Origin of the sequence: Anaeromyxobacter sp. SG66 (genome assembly GCF_022690805.1) — a bacterium.
Classification (GTDB): domain Bacteria; phylum Myxococcota; class Myxococcia; order Myxococcales; family Anaeromyxobacteraceae; genus Anaeromyxobacter; species Anaeromyxobacter soli.
The window spans coordinates 39,789-53,786 of sequence record NZ_JALCZC010000015.1 but is presented as its reverse complement, the minus strand read 5'-3'; the positions used below and the strand labels follow the sequence as shown (position 1 = coordinate 53,786).

General features: G+C 71.2%; 9 protein-coding genes. 3 read left to right on the top strand and 6 right to left on the bottom strand.

What is annotated here, in order from left to right; translation table 11 throughout:
• Position 1: 1 nt before the first annotated feature.
• Complete coding sequence (locus MNZ39_RS07000) at positions 2–769, bottom strand: DUF4159 domain-containing protein (RefSeq protein ID WP_242336583.1); 768 nt, start codon at positions 767–769, stop codon at positions 2–4.
• Between the two features lie 104 nt (positions 770–873).
• Here MNZ39_RS07000 and MNZ39_RS06995 point away from each other — a divergent pair, with 104 nt between their 5' ends.
• On the top strand, positions 874–1,536 hold the full coding sequence (locus tag MNZ39_RS06995) for a hypothetical protein (RefSeq protein ID WP_242336580.1): 663 nt from the start codon (positions 874–876) through the stop codon (positions 1,534–1,536).
• Between the two features lie 126 nt (positions 1,537–1,662).
• On the opposite strand, the gene MNZ39_RS06990 is transcribed toward MNZ39_RS06995, so the two are convergent.
• Positions 1,663–2,634 (bottom strand): RNA polymerase sigma factor RpoD/SigA, encoded by a 972-nt coding sequence (locus MNZ39_RS06990; protein ID WP_242336576.1) that lies wholly within the window; start codon positions 2,632–2,634, stop codon positions 1,663–1,665.
• Positions 2,635–2,874: 240 nt separating this feature from the next.
• Here MNZ39_RS06990 and MNZ39_RS06985 point away from each other — a divergent pair, with 240 nt between their 5' ends.
• Both MNZ39_RS06985 and MNZ39_RS06980 read left to right on the top strand, forming a co-directional pair.
• A complete protein-coding gene (locus tag MNZ39_RS06985; RefSeq protein WP_242336573.1) occupies positions 2,875–4,884 on the top strand; it encodes a DEAD/DEAH box helicase in 2,010 nt (669 codons plus the stop codon).
• 192 nt (positions 4,885–5,076) lie between these two features.
• Positions 5,077–7,545 carry a PAS domain S-box protein gene (locus MNZ39_RS06980; protein WP_242336570.1) on the top strand — a complete coding sequence of 823 codons (2,469 nt, stop codon included), beginning with the start codon at positions 5,077–5,079 and terminating at the stop codon, positions 7,543–7,545.
• Between the two features lie 190 nt (positions 7,546–7,735).
• Here MNZ39_RS06980 and MNZ39_RS06975 read toward each other — a convergent pair whose 3' ends face one another.
• The 4 genes from MNZ39_RS06975 to MNZ39_RS06960 form a co-directional block, all read right to left on the bottom strand.
• Positions 7,736–9,028, bottom strand: a complete 1,293-nt coding sequence (locus MNZ39_RS06975; RefSeq protein ID WP_242336567.1) for a M23 family metallopeptidase — start codon at positions 9,026–9,028, stop codon at positions 7,736–7,738.
• Between the two features lie 136 nt (positions 9,029–9,164).
• A complete protein-coding gene (locus MNZ39_RS06970; protein WP_242336564.1) occupies positions 9,165–10,655 on the bottom strand; it encodes a SpoVR family protein in 1,491 nt (496 codons plus the stop codon).
• Between the two features lie 8 nt (positions 10,656–10,663).
• Entirely contained in the window at positions 10,664–11,770 is a 1,107-nt protein-coding gene (locus MNZ39_RS06965) for a DUF444 family protein (RefSeq protein WP_242336561.1), read from the bottom strand.
• Positions 11,771–11,814: 44 nt separating this feature from the next.
• Entirely contained in the window at positions 11,815–13,887 is a 2,073-nt protein-coding gene (locus tag MNZ39_RS06960) for a PrkA family serine protein kinase (RefSeq protein ID WP_242336558.1), read from the bottom strand.
• Positions 13,888–13,998 lie beyond the last annotated feature (111 nt).

The window sequence follows — 13,998 nt, the reverse complement described above, 5'->3', positions numbered from 1 at the left end:
GCTAGCTCCGCCTGCGGAGGATGAACGGGAGGTGCACGGCGTCGTCCTTGTAGTCCGTGCAGAGCGCGTACATCGCGAGGTTCACGCCGATGCGCAGCGCCGTCTCGCGCTGCGCCTCGCCGCCGGGCGTGCACGGATACTCCCAGTCGCCGAGCTCCGTGCGGGCCCATGCGCCGCCGAGATCGTTCTGCGAGTAGACCACCGCGAGGCGCCCGTCGAGCGTCTGCGCCTCGACCCAGGGCTTCACGAGCACGCGGCCGCCCTGGCGATCGAGGAGGTAGAACGTCTTGTTGAGGACGTGCTCGCGCGGCACGGGCGCGAGCGGGGAGGCGGGGAGCACCCGCGCGAGCTCACGGCGGACCGAGGCGTCGAACGGACCGGCCTCGGTGCCGTCGGCGGAGTCCACGACGAGGAATCCGCCGTACTGCAGGTGGCGGCGGAGGGCGGCGCGCTCGGCGTCGGTGAAGGGCGGGAGCGGCCCCGCCCCGGCGAGGTAGAGCCACGGCCAGCGGTGGAGCCCGGGATCGGAGAGCCGCACCGCGGCCGGTGCGCTCGCCGTCTCGATGGACGTCCGCCGCGCGAGCTCCCACCCGAGGCGGCGCAGCGCGGACGGTCGCGGGTTCCAGCTGCCGCCGTGCTGCACCTGGGCGAGGACGAGCTTCGAGGCGTCGGAGAACGCGCGAGCGCGCCGGGGGAGGGCGGCGAGGGTGGCGGCGGCCGCCGCCGCGGCGAGGAACGTGCGGCGTGGGATACGGGTCGGGCCGGGCATCGATCTCGCGCAGATCTTAGGCGGAAACCGGCGCGGGCGCCCGCGGAATCCCGGGCACGGGCGCCAGGTTGGCGCGCGCTCCACCCGCTGCTAGGGTGTGCGCCGTGTCGGTGCTCAAGAGCGTCCTCGACCTCGCAGCGCGCGCCGTCGCGGCCGCGACCGACCTGGGCCGCCTCGCGGAGCTGCTGCGCGACCGAGGGTTCGCGGTCGCGCTCGCGGCGGGGCTCCTCGGTCTCGCGGCGCTCACGGTCGCGGCGCGGTTCCCGCGCGGGCTGGCCGCGGCGGGCGGGGCGGTCCTCGCCGCCCTCGCCGCGTACGCGCTCCGCGGCGCGATCGCGGCGCACCTCGGGATCTCGCTCGCCGTGGCCACGCCCGTCCTCGCCGTCGTCGCGGGCGCCGCCTGCGCGCTGGTCCCGCTCGCGTTCCCCGCCGCCGTGGGCGCGCTGCCCGGGCTGCTGCTCGGCCTCCACGCGCCCATCGCCGGCCGCGCCGAGCTGGGCGCGGCGATCGGCGCGCTCGTCGCCGGGCTGGTCGGGCTGCTCTTCGCCCGGTTGGTGGCGGTCGGCTTCGCCTCCGCCGTGGGCGGCCTCCTGGTGGGCGCCGCCGCGGTCGCGCTCGGAGGAGCCCGCCCCCTCGCGCGAGAGCTCGTCACGCACCCGCTCGCGATCGTGGCCCTCGCCCTCGTGCTCGCCGTCGCGGGCGCCGCCTACCAGCTCGCCCACGGGGTCGCGCCGGCGCGCGCCCCGCGCCCGCCGCCAGCCGCCTGAGCGACGACGCTCGCGATCGCCTCCCGGCGCGGCGAGTCACGCCCGGCCACGCGGGGCGTCCGGCTCAGGACGTCGCTCGCTCGGGCCGGGCGCCGGCCGCCGGCTCGAGGGGCGCGATCGCGGCCATCAGTCCTCGGGCGGGCCGAGCAGCTCGAAGTCCGGGATCTCCGCGCGCAGGTAGTCCCGCAGCCGGGCCGTGAGCTTCGCCTCGATCTGGCGCGCCCGCTCGCGGGTGAGCTTGAAGCGATCGCCGATCTCCTGGAGCGTCAGGGGCGGCTCTCCGTCGGGGGGCAGGAGGCGCCGGTCGAAGATGTAGCGCTCCTTCTCGTCCTTGATGGTCTGCGAGAACGACTGGAGCTTCTCGCGGAAGATCCGGCGGAGCTGCTCGTCGCCGATCTGCTCGTCGGGAGCGCTCGCGCCGTCGAGCGCCAGGCGATCGAGGCGGGTCTGGCGCGCGTCGTCCTCGTCGCTGCGGAGGGGGGCGTCGAGCGAGACGTCCTCGCTCGACATCCGCGCGGTCATCTCGAGGACGTCCTTCTCCTCGACGTCGAGGTTCTTCGCGAGGAGGCGGGGAGTGGGATCGATGCCGCGGGCGAGGAGCTTCTCGCGCTCCTTGGACAGGTTGAAGAAGAGCTTGCGCTGGGCCTGGGTGGTGCCGAGCTTCACCATCCGCCAGTTCTCCATGAGGAACCGGATGATGTACGCGCGGATCCACCACGCCGCGTAGGACGAGAGCTTCACGCCCTTCCACGGGTCGTACTTCTTGACGGCCTGCATGAGGCCCATGTTCCCCTCCTGGACGAGGTCCAGGACCTGGAACGCGGTGCGGCGGTACTCGTGCGCGATCTTCACCACGAGGCGGAGGTTCGAGGCGACGAGGCGATAGGCGGCGTCGACGTCGCCCGTCTCGCGGTACCGCACCGCGAGCGCGTGCTCCTCCTCGCGCGAGAGCACCGGGTGGCGCGAGATCTCCGCCATGTACGCGCGGAGCGGGTCGTAGCGGACGAGCCCGCCCGCCCCGGCCTCGCGCTCGGCGCGCGAGGGCAGGCGTGGGAGCGGCCGGGAGGTGGCCTCGTCGTCGCGCGTGGGCTTCGCCATCGGGGTTTCGGGCGCGGCCAGGCAGGAATGCCGGCGCGCGCCCGTCGTTGTGTTATATGAGGTGCGGCGCCGCGTGCAAGAACTGCGGCGCCGGCACCGGCGCGTGGCGGGTCTTCGCGGAACGGCGCGGGTTCCGGTCCTCCCTCAGGACCGAGGCCGACGCGGTCCCTAGCGAGATGCCGCCATGCGCCGCTCACGAGCCGCGCCCGACTCGGTCGAGGCGCGAGCAGGAGTCTACGCATGGAGAACCCCGCCGCCGGGGCGCCAGAGCTGGCGCCCTCTGACTACGTCTCACAGGCCTCCTTCGACGAGCTCGGGCTCTCGGAGGCGGTCCGCCGCGCGATCGCCGAGCGAGGCTACGAGCGGCCGACCCCGGTGCAGGCCGCGACCTACCGGCCCGTCCGCGACGGCAAGGACGTGATCGTCCGGTCGAAGACCGGCACCGGCAAGACCGCCGCCTTCGCGATCCCCATCCTCGAGCGCGTGCCGGAGGGCCGGCGCAAGCCCTCCGCGCTCGTGATGTGCCCGACGCGCGAGCTCGCCATCCAGGTGGCCGAGGAGTTCACCGCGCTCGCGAAGCACAGGGACCTGTCGGTCGTCGCGGTGTACGGCGGCGCGTCGATGGGCGACCAGCTCCAGAAGCTCGAGGCCGGCGCCGAGATCGTCGTCGGGACCCCGGGCCGCATCTACGATCACATCCGGCGCCGCACGCTCAAGCTCGACGACGCGATGGTCTGCTGCCTCGACGAGGCGGACGAGATGCTGAACATGGGGTTCTTCGAGGAGGTGACGCGCATCCTCGACAACCTCCCCCAGGACTGTCAGCAGCTGCTCTTCTCGGCGACGGTCCCGGCCGACATCGAGCAGATCATCCACGACTACCTCACCGAGCCGGAGACCATCCTCCTCTCGGGCGACGAGTACTCGGTCGAGAACATCCACAACGTGATGTACCCGGCGGTGGACGCGTACCCGAAGCCGCGCAACCTCCTCTACATGATCGAGACGGAGGAGCCCGAGACGGCGATCGTCTTCTGCAACACGCGCAACGACACCTCGCTCGTGGCGGCCGTCCTGAACCGGAACGGCTACGACGCGGAGCTCCTGAACGGCGATCTGCCTCAGAAGGAGCGCGAGCGGGTGATGGCGAAGGTGAAGCGGGGCGAGGTCCGCTTCATGGTCGCGACCGACATCGCGGCGCGCGGCATCGACATCTCGGACCTCTCGCACGTCATCAACTACTCGCTGCCCGAGGATCCCGCGGTGTTCCTCCACCGGGTGGGCCGCACCGGGCGCATCGGCAAGAAGGGCACGAGCCTCTCGATCGTGTCGGGCGCCGAGATCCACACGCTCACGGTGCTCCAGAAGAAGTACGGGATCACCTTCGAGGAGAAGAAGCTGCCCACGCCCGACGAGGCGCGGCGCCGCTGGACGGACCGCCACGTCGCGGAGCTGAAGGACAACATGAGCGCGTCGATCTTCGAGGCGTTCATCCCGCTCGCGCAGGAGCTCAAGAACCGCCCGGACGGCGAGTACCTCACGGCCTTCGCGCTCAAGTACTTCTTCACGCACCACCGCATGGAGCGGGCCCAGGATCGCGAGAAGGCGGAGCACAAGCGCGAGGAGCACGAGCGCCGCGAGAAGGCCGAGCCGCGCGAGAAGGCCGAGCCGCGCGAGGCCCGCGGGCGCGACCGCGGACATCGCGGCGAGCGGTCGGAGCGGTCCGGGCGTTCGGAGCGCTCGGAGCGCTCGGAGCGTCCGCGTCGCGAGCGCCGCGAGGTGGTCGAGGCGGTCGCGCCGGCTGGCGAGGCGGACGGCAAGACGCGCGAGGTGGCCGCGACGACCGTGGACGCGGGCTCGCCCGCGCCCCGCGAGGGCAGCCGCCGCACCTCGCGCGGACGCGGTGACCGCCCGCGCGAGCCGTCCGTCGAGGGTGACGCCCCCGCGCCGGAGGGTGGCGCGGAGGGGAGCCTCGCCGGGGGGGCGGGGAGCGAGGACGCGGCGAGGCCGCCGCGCGCGAAGATCTTCCTCTCGCTCGGCGAGCAGGACGGCGCCGACGAGGGCCGCGTGCGCGAGGCCCTGTCCACCTTCGCGCCCGGCGTCGAGCCGCGGTCCGTCGAGGTCCGCCGCACGCACAGCTACGTCGAGGTCGCGCCCGAGGCGCTCGAAGGCGCGGTGGCGGCGCTGCACGGCAAGGAGTGGAGCGGGAAGACGCTCACGGCCGAGCGCGCCCGGCGCCGTCGCCGCTGAAGGCCGCCCCACGCCGCCGCGCGACGCGAGGACCTCCTCGCGCGCGGCGGCGTGCGCTCGCGGTGATTCTCCGGTCGACGGGGCCGGGGGGCCCTCACGACGCGCCGCGTCTCGGCTTCGCCGGACGAGAGGCAGGCGATCGCACGCTGCGCGTCGTAGGATGCAGCCTCATTGCCACGCAGGGGAGGCGCGATGGCCCTGTCTACCACCCCCGAGCTCCTTCGCGAGCTCGCGGTCCTCTACAACCGCGTCGCGGAGCTCGAGCGGGCCGGCGGCCTGCGGCCCGGCGAGGGCGCTCCCGAGGGCCTGCAACGGCAGGTCGGAGATCTCGACACGGGGCTCCACGCGGCGGTGGCGGCGTTCTCGGACGATCTGCTCGGCGTGCTCACGCCCGCCGGCGACATCCTCTACGTGAACGACGCCGTCGAGCGGATCGCGGGCTACCGGCCGGACGAGGTGATCGGGAAGAACGCCTGGTCGTTCGTGAGCGAGGAGGACCTCGCGAGCCTCGCGAGCGCACGCTCGACGCCGCTCGACGACGCCATCCCGATCGAGGTCAGGGTCCGCTGCGCCGACGGCCGGCTGCGCTGGCTCGAGTTCTCGGCGCGCCCCTGGCCGCGCGAGAACCCGGTCTACATCATCGCCTGCTGGCGCGACCGGGAAGGACGGCGCGCGGCGGCCGAGGGCGGCGAGGACGCGCTGCGCCTCGACGCCGAGCTCCGCCGCGCCGCGGCGCTCGCCCGCGTGAGCCAGCTCGCGCTCGGGCTCCCGTCCGTGCAGGATCTCCTGGACGCGGCCGCGTCGCTCGCCCCGAGCGCCCTCCAGCTCTCGGCGGGCGCGTACCTCGAGCCGGAGGGAGGCGGCCTCGCCGTCCGCGCCTCCGCCGGCGTCTCGGTCCCGCGCGGCCACGCCGTCCCGGTCGTGATGACGCTCGCCGGCCTCGCGCGCGCGGGCGGCTCGCCGGTCCACAGCTCCGACGTGGTCCGCGACGGCCGCCTCGCGGACTCGCTCCTCGCCGCCGCCGGCGCCGGCGCCGCGCTCGCCGTCCCCGTGCGCGGGAAGGAGCGCGCCCACGGGGTCCTCCTCGTCGCCGGCCGCTCGCCGCGCCACTTCGCCTCGGACGAGATCCACTTCCTCGAGACGGTCGCGAACGTGGTGGCGACCTCCATCGACGCGCGCGCCGCGCAGGAGGCGCTCCGCGTGCGCGAGCGGCTCGCCCGCGCCGTCTTCGACCACGCGCGCGACGGGCTCGCCATCGTCGACCGCGAGGGGCGCTTCGTCGACGCGAACGCGGCGGTGGAGCGGATCCTCGGCGCGACGTTCGAGGCGCTGCGGGGGCACCGGCCCTCGGAGGTCGCCCGCACCGAGCTCGACCTCGCGGCGCGCACGCCGCGCCAGGGCGAGGCCACGGTCACGACGCCGAGCGACACCCGGCTCGTCGAGTGGGACGTGGTGCCCGACATCCAGCCCGGGGTGGCGCTCGCGGTGCTCCGCGACGTCACCTCGCGACGCGAGGTCCAGACCCGCCTCGCCCTCGCGGACCGGCTCATCTCGGTCGGCGCGCTCGCGGCGGGCGTGGCGCACGAGCTCAACACGCCGCTCGCGTACGTCGCCGCGAACCTCGAGTACCTCGCGGGCGCGGTCCCCCCGCTCGTCGCGGACCGCCCGAGCGCGGAGATCCGCGAGGCGCTCCAGGAGTCGGTGGAGGGGGTGGAGCGGCTGGGGCTCATCCTGCAGGACCTCCGCACGTTCATGCGCGCCGCGAGCGGCGCCGACGACGGCCCGGCGGACCTCGAGGCCGTGCTCCGCTCCTCGGTGGCCATGACCTGGAACGAGATCCGGCACCGGGCGCGGCTCGAGAAGGACGTCCGCCGCGTGCCCGCGGTGCAGGGCAGCCCGGCGCGCCTCGCGCAGGTCTTCGTGAACCTGCTCGCCAACGCGGCCCAGGCCATCCCGGAGGGAGACGCGCAGTCTCACGTCATCCGCATCTCCGCCCGGGAGCTGCCCGGCCGGAACGTCGCCGTCGAGGTGGCCGACACCGGCGCCGGGATCCCGCCCGCGGTCCTCCCGCGGATCTTCGAGCCGTTCTTCACGACGAAGCCGGCGGGGCAGGGCACCGGCCTCGGCCTCAGCATCTGCCGCAGCATCGTGCAGGGCCTGGGCGGGCAGCTCGAGGTGAAGAGCACCCCGGGCAGCGGCGCCACCTTCCGGGTGGTCCTGCCGGCGGCCGAGACGGCGCCGTCGGCGTCCGTCACGGCGGGCCGCGCCGCCGCGCCGCCCCCGGTCGCGCGGAGCCGCGTGCTGGTGGTGGACGACGAGCGGCTGGTGGCGGCGTCGCTCCGGCGCGTGCTCGCGGCCGATCACGACGTGACGGTCGTGGCGTCGGCCCGCACGGCGCTCCGGCTCGTCGAGCGGGGGGAGCGGTTCGACGCGGTGCTCACGGACCTCGTCATGCCGGACATGACCGGCCTCGAGCTGCACCGCCAGCTCCTCGCGATCGCGCCCGAGCTGGACGGCCGCGTGCTGTTCATGACCGCGGGCGCGTTCACCGACGAGGCCAGGCGGGCGACGGAGATCGAGCCGGAGGCGTGCCTCGAGAAGCCGGTGCGCCTCGACGTGCTCCGCGGCGCGCTGGCGCGCGTGCTCGCGCGGCGCGAGTGAGGGGCCCCCCGCCAGTCATCTCAGCGGGAGGGGCCCCGCGCAACGCGCGGGGAGGGGCGAAGCCGCTCCCGGCGGGGAACGGTCGCGAACCCGCGAAGCGGGCGCGACCGTTCACGGGCCCCGCCGAGCAGGGGTGGGGTCCCCAGCGGCTTCGCCGCTGGGGAGGGGACGCAGTCCCCGTGAGATCGACTCAGTTCAGCGCGACCGGCCCCGCGAGCTGGGCCCGCAGCGGCGCGATCTTCTCGCGGTAGTCCGGCAGCCACGCCGCCTGGACGGGCGCTTCGCGCGGGACCTGGATCTGCATCGGGTTCATGTACCTCCCGCCGCGCTTGACCGCGTAGTGGAGGTGCGGCCCGGTCGAGAGGCCGGTCGACCCGACGTAGCCGATGATCTGCTTCTGCGAGACCTGCCTCCCCGCCGACACCGCGACCTGCGACATGTGGCAGTAGATGGTCTCGAGCCCGTTGCGGTGGTGCAGGATCACGCTCTTGCCGCAGCCGCCGTTCCAGCCCGCCTGCCGGACAGAGCCGTCGCCCACCGCCCAGATGGGCGTGCCGACCGGCGCGCCGTAGTCGACGCCCTCGTGGGCCCGCGTGTAGCCGAGGACCGGGTGGCGGCGCATCCCGAACGTCGAGGTGACGTGCGCGTACTTGAGCGGTGACTTGAGGAAGCCGCGCCGCGCGCTGTTGCCCTCGTCGTCGAAGTAGCTCGTCTGGCCCGTCGGGTCGGTGTAGCGGAAGAGGCGCTTGCGGCCCGTCGCGGCGCCGTCGTACTCGGCCGCGAGGACGTCCCCGTACCGCAGGAGCTTCCCGTCGGCGTACACCTTCTCGACGAGGATCCGCATCCGGTCGCCGTTCCGGACGTCCTGGTAGAAGTCGACGTCCCAGGCGAGCACGTCCGCGGCGAGCACCGCGAGCCCGGGGTCCTCCTCGGCGCGCGCGAGCGACTCGTAGAGCGACGACTCGATGGTGACCGCCACGCGGGCGACCTCGGTCGTGAGCTCGACCGGGCGCTTCGCGCCCTCGAGCGTGCCGTCCGGGGCCCGCTCGACGATCCACTCATCCGCCGCGCCCTGCCGGTAGCTGAAGCGGTGCAGGTCGCCGTCCGCGGTGCGCTCGATGCGGAGCTGGTCGCCGGGCCGCGCCTTCCGGAAGGGGAAGTGGCCGCGGAGCGCGTCCACCACCTGGTTCACCTCCGCCGCCGCGAGGCGGAGCGAGAACAGCGCCTGGTTCAGGGTCTGGTTCTTCTGCAGCCGCACCGCGACCGTCGTGAAGCGCACCGGCTCGACCGCCGGCGTGGCCTGGGCCGACGGCCCCGGCGCCGGTTCCGCCTGGATGATCGCGGGGTTCGCTTCGGGCGGGACCGCGCGGAGCCGGCCGGCGGCGCCCACCAGGGCGACGGCGAGAATGGTGAGGAAGCCGAGCCCGGCGAGGACGGCGGGGAGACGGCGGCGGCGGGGCAGGTCGTCGGCGCGGTTCTGCATCGGCCGGCAATGTAGCAGCAGGTCCGGCGGATCAGAAATCCCGGTGTTGGGCGTGTGGGAGTGGGTACGTCGGGTGCCCGGTCGCTACCGGGCGGGGAGCGCTGCCGCGCCGCGTCGGAGCGGCCGCCGGCCGGGGTCAGAGCTCCACGCGCCGGTCGCCGTGCTCCTTGCCGTCGAAGCGGAAGAGCGTGCCGCGGCCCTCGATCTTGGAGACGAGGTTCACGGGCCGGCGCCAGAGCGACTGGAGGTGCTTCAGGGTGTCGCGCGCGTAGTCGAGCTTCAGGTCCACCCCGTCGTGCTTGTGCACGAGGAGGAGCTCGCCGCGGTTGTCGAAGTTGCCGTCCTCCACCGCGATCATCGGCTGGCCGAAGTTGGTCAGCATGTGGAGGAGCTTCTCCTTCACCTTCTTGAACTCGCGCTCCATGACCTCCCAGCGCTGGTGCTTGTCGTTGTAGCCGTAGGTGAACAGGCGCTGATCGAGCACGAACTCGAGGGTGAGGAACTCGTCGATGAAGGTGACGTCGTTGTAGTGCTTGCGGACCTCGAAGATCTTCTCGCGCCCGAGGCCGAGCCGCTTGTCCCAGTGCTTGCGCTCCACGAAGGAGTCGCAGTCGTCGTACTCCTTGCCGAAGCGCCCCTTGTTCCAGCGGTCCTCGATGTCGCGCCAGAGCTCCACGCCGAGCTTGTAGGGGTTGAGCTGGCCCGGGTGCGTGGCCAGGGTGCCGGAGTGGTGGTCGGCGTAGTCGATGATCTCCGACGCGTCGAGGGCCTTCTCCGTCATGATCTTGGAGTGCCAGTAGGTGGCCCAGCCCTCGTTCATGATCTTGGTCTGGCCCTGCGGCGCGAAGTAGTACGCCTCCTCGCGGACGATGGAGAGGACGTCGTGCTCCCACCGCTCGAGGGGCGCGTTCTCCAGGAGGAAGAGCAGCACGTCGCGCTCCGGGCGCTCGGGGAACTTGCGCTTGCGGGCGGCCTCCTCGTCGAGCAGCTTCTGCTGCGCCTTCAGGAACTCCGGCGGGTTGATGAACTCCCGCATGTACTCGCGCTCGGACTTGAAGCCCTTCGCGACCTTCCGCTCGCCCTCCTCCTCCGGGTGGTCCGGACGGCGCTTCACGTAGGGTGACTGGTAGTCGATGAGGTTCTCGATCGAGAGGCAGCGATCGATGAAGTCCTCGACCAGCTCCACCCCGAGCTTGTCCTGGTAGCGGCGGACGCGCGTCGCGTGGTTCGCCATCTGGTCCATCATCTTCCGGTTGGTGTGCCGGAACATGAAGTTGTTCTTGAAGAAGTCGACGTGGCCGTAGACGTGGGCCATCACGAGCTTCTGGTCCACGTCCATGTTGGACTCGAGCAGGTACGCGTACGAGGGGTCGTTGTTGATGACCATCTCGTAGATCTTGGAGAGGCCGTACTCGTAGCCCTTCGCGAGCCGCTCGTAGTCCATCCCGAACCGCCAGTGCGGGTAGCGGTTCGGGAAGCCGCCGTAGGCGGCGACCATGTTGATCTCGTCGAAGTTCAGGACCTCGAAGATCGTGTCGAAGAAGTCGAGCCCGTACTCGCGGGCGTAGCCCTCGATGCGCTTGCGGATGTCGTGCAGGTGCGCCGGGAGCTGCGTCTTGCGATCCATGCCGTCCCCTAGTTCCCGGTCCCGAGGAACGTCTTGATGGAGCCGTAGATCCCGTCCTTGTCGGCGATCTCCGAGAGCGCCACGTTGTCGTGCGCGCCGATGGCGTCCTTCAGGTCCTTGATGAACTGGCCGGAGCCGTACGGGCTCTCGACCTGCCCGTACGCGAACAGGTTCACGGCGGGCAGGATGCGGTTCTGGAGCAGGTCCACGCAGAGCCGGGTGTCGTCCGCGCTCCAGTTGTCTCCGTCGGAGAAGTGGAAGGGGTAGACGTTCCAGCTCCCCGGCGAGTACTCGCTCTCGATCATCTCCAGCGCGAGCTTGTACGCGGACGAGATCATCGTCCCGCCCGACTCGCGCGTGTGGAAGAACGTGTCGCGGTCGACCTCGCGCGCGACGGCGTCGTGGATGATGTAGCGGGTCTCGAGGCCCTTGTAGTGCTTGCGCAGCCAGGTGTCGATCCAGAAGGACTCGATGCGGACGATCTCCTTCTGCTCGTCGCCCATCGATCCCGACACGTCCATCATGTAGATGACGACGGCGTTCGTCTCCGGGAGCGGCACCTGCTTCCAGCTCCGGTAGCGCCGGTCCTCGCGCACCGGGACGATGAGCGGCTTCCGCCAGTTGTACGAGCCGCTCGCGATCTGCCGCCGCAGCGCCTGCTTGTAGGTGCGCTTGAAGTGGCGCAGCGACTCGGGCCCGGCCGGCGCGACGCCCGTGTACTTGAGCTTCGTCGCGACGATCCGGTCCTTGCCCTTCGGCTGGATGCGGGGGAGGGAGAGCTCCTCGCCGAGGATGTCGGCGAGCTCCTCGAGCGAGACGTCCACCTCGAGGATGTGCTGCCCCTCGCCCTGGCCGGCCTGCCCGGAGCCGGGCTGCCCGTCCCCGGGCGAGAGCGGATCGCCCGGCTCGCCCTCGCCCTGGCCCACCCCGCCCTGCGACCGCTCGCCGAACACGAAGTGGGGGATGTCGATGGTCGGGACGGGGATGGTGATGAACTCCTTCCCCTTCTTGCCGATCATCTCTCCCTTCTGGACGTACTTCTTCAGGTTCCGCTTGATGCGGCCGCGGATGATGTCGCGGAAGCGGGCGTGGTCCTGCTTGATCTTGAGTGTCATGCGCCGACCACGCTCCTCGCCCGCGCTCCGGGCCCCGCTGCTGGCTAGTCCTTCGCGTCGCCGCGCGCGAAGATCGAGGCGACGTAGTTGAGGACGTCGGTGGAGCAGACCTCGCAGTAGCCGTAGTTCTTGATGAGGCGCTGCTTCACGACGTCGATCTTCTCCTGCGTGTCGCGGTCCACCACCGAGGCGACCAGGTTCTTCAGCTTGATCGAGTCCTTCTGGTCCTCGAAGAGCTTCAGCTCGAGCGCCTTGTGGAGCCGCTCGTTCGTGCGGTAGTTGAAGGTCTTCCCCTCGATCGCGAGCGCGCCGATGTAGTTCATGATCTCGCGGCGGAAGTCGTCCTTCCGGCTGTCCGCGATGTCGATCTTCTCCTCGATCGAGCGCATCAGCCGCTCGTCGGGCTCCTCGTACTGGCCCGTGTACTTGTTGCGGACCTTCTCGCGCTGCGTGTACGCCTTGATGTTGTCGATGTAGTTCGCGCACAGCTTCGTGATCGCGTCCTCGTCGGCGCTGATCGCGCGCTGGACCTCGTTCTTCACGACGTCCTCGTACTCGCGCTTCACGTCGGTGAGGAGGTCCCGGAAGCGCTTGCGCTGCTCCTCGGAGGAGATGAGCGAGTGCTGCCGCAGGCCGGACTCGAGCTCGTTCAGCACCATGAACGGGTTCACGCAGCCGTCGCCCTTGTCGGAGACGAGCGCGTTCGAGATCTTGTCCTGCACGTAGCGCGGGCTGATGCCCTCCATGCCCTCGCGCTGCGCCTCCTTGCGGAGCTCCTTGATGTTGTCCTCGGTGAAGTTCGGCAGCGACTTGCCGTTGTAGAGCTTCAGCTTCTGGACGAGGGTGAGGTTGTGCTTCTTCGGCTCTTCCAGCCGGGTGAGCACGCCCCACATCGCGGCCATCTCGAGCGTGTGCGGGGCGATGTGCTTGCCCCGGATCTTGTGGCTGTTGTAGTCGCGCTCGTAGATCTTCACCTCCTCGTCGAGGCGCGAGATGTACGGGATGTCGATCTTGACGGTGCGATCCCGCAGCGCCTCCATGAACTCGTTCGACTGGAGCTTCTTGTACTCGGGCTCGTTCGTGTGGCCGACGATGACCTCGTCGATGTCGGTCTGGGGGAACTTCTTCGGCTTGATCTTGTGCTCCTGCGTGGCGCCGAGGAGGTCGTAGAGGAACGCCACGTCGAGCTTCAGGATCTCGACGAACTCGATGATGCCGCGGTTCGCGATGTTGAACTCACCGTCGAAGTTGAACGCGCGCGGGTCCGAGTCGGAGCCGTACTCGGCGATCTTCCGGTAGTTGATGTCGCCGGTGAGCTCGGTCGAGTCCTGGTTCTTCTCGTCCTTCGGCTGGAACGTGCCGACGCCGACGCGATCCTTCTCGGAGAGGATGAGCCGCCGCACGCGCACGTGCGTCATCACCTTCTCCCAGTCGCCCTTGTACTCCGTCATCAGCTCCTTGAAGACGAAGCGGCAGGCCGGGCAGAGGTCGCCCGTGTCCGGGATGGTGAAGCCGGCCTCCGGCGGGGAGAGCTCCGCGTAGACCTTCGCGCGCCACTCGTGGGGCACGAGGTGCAGCGGCTCCTCGTGCATCGGGCAGGGCATGAGCTCGCGGCGCTTCACCCCGTCGAGGTTGGTGCGCTCGACGTCCCACGCGTAGGTGTAGACCGCGCCCTCCGGGCTCCTGGAGTACGCCTCGAGCCCCTTCTTGAGCAGGCGCGCGATGGTCGACTTGGACGAGCCGACCGGGCCGTGCAGGAGGATGACGCGCTTCTCCGTCCCGTACATCTGCGCCGCGCTCTTGAAGACGTTCACGAGCTTCATGAGCGGGATGTCGAGCCCGTAGATCGCGTCCTTCCCGCCGAACATGGGGTCGGTGAAGAAGTCGTAGCGGATGAGCTTCTTCTTGTTGTCGATGTACTCGGTCTTCCCGTGCGACAGGATCATGTCGTAGACGCGCTGGAACGCGGTCCGCGTGACCTTCGGGTTCTGCCGCACGATGGCGAGGTACTCCTCGAAGGAGCCCTCCCAGTGCTGCTCCGAGTACCCCTCGCGATCCTGGAGCGCGGCGATCCGCGACACCCAGCCCGTCTGCGTCACTTCTCGGACGTCTCGCATGCGTGCCCTCGAGCTTGCGCCGCCCGAGTTGCGGCGGCTCAAGGGAGCATAAGGTCCGGCGAGGCGCGCTGCAGAGACGCAGGGCCCCGCGCGCGCCGAGGACTCCCGGGT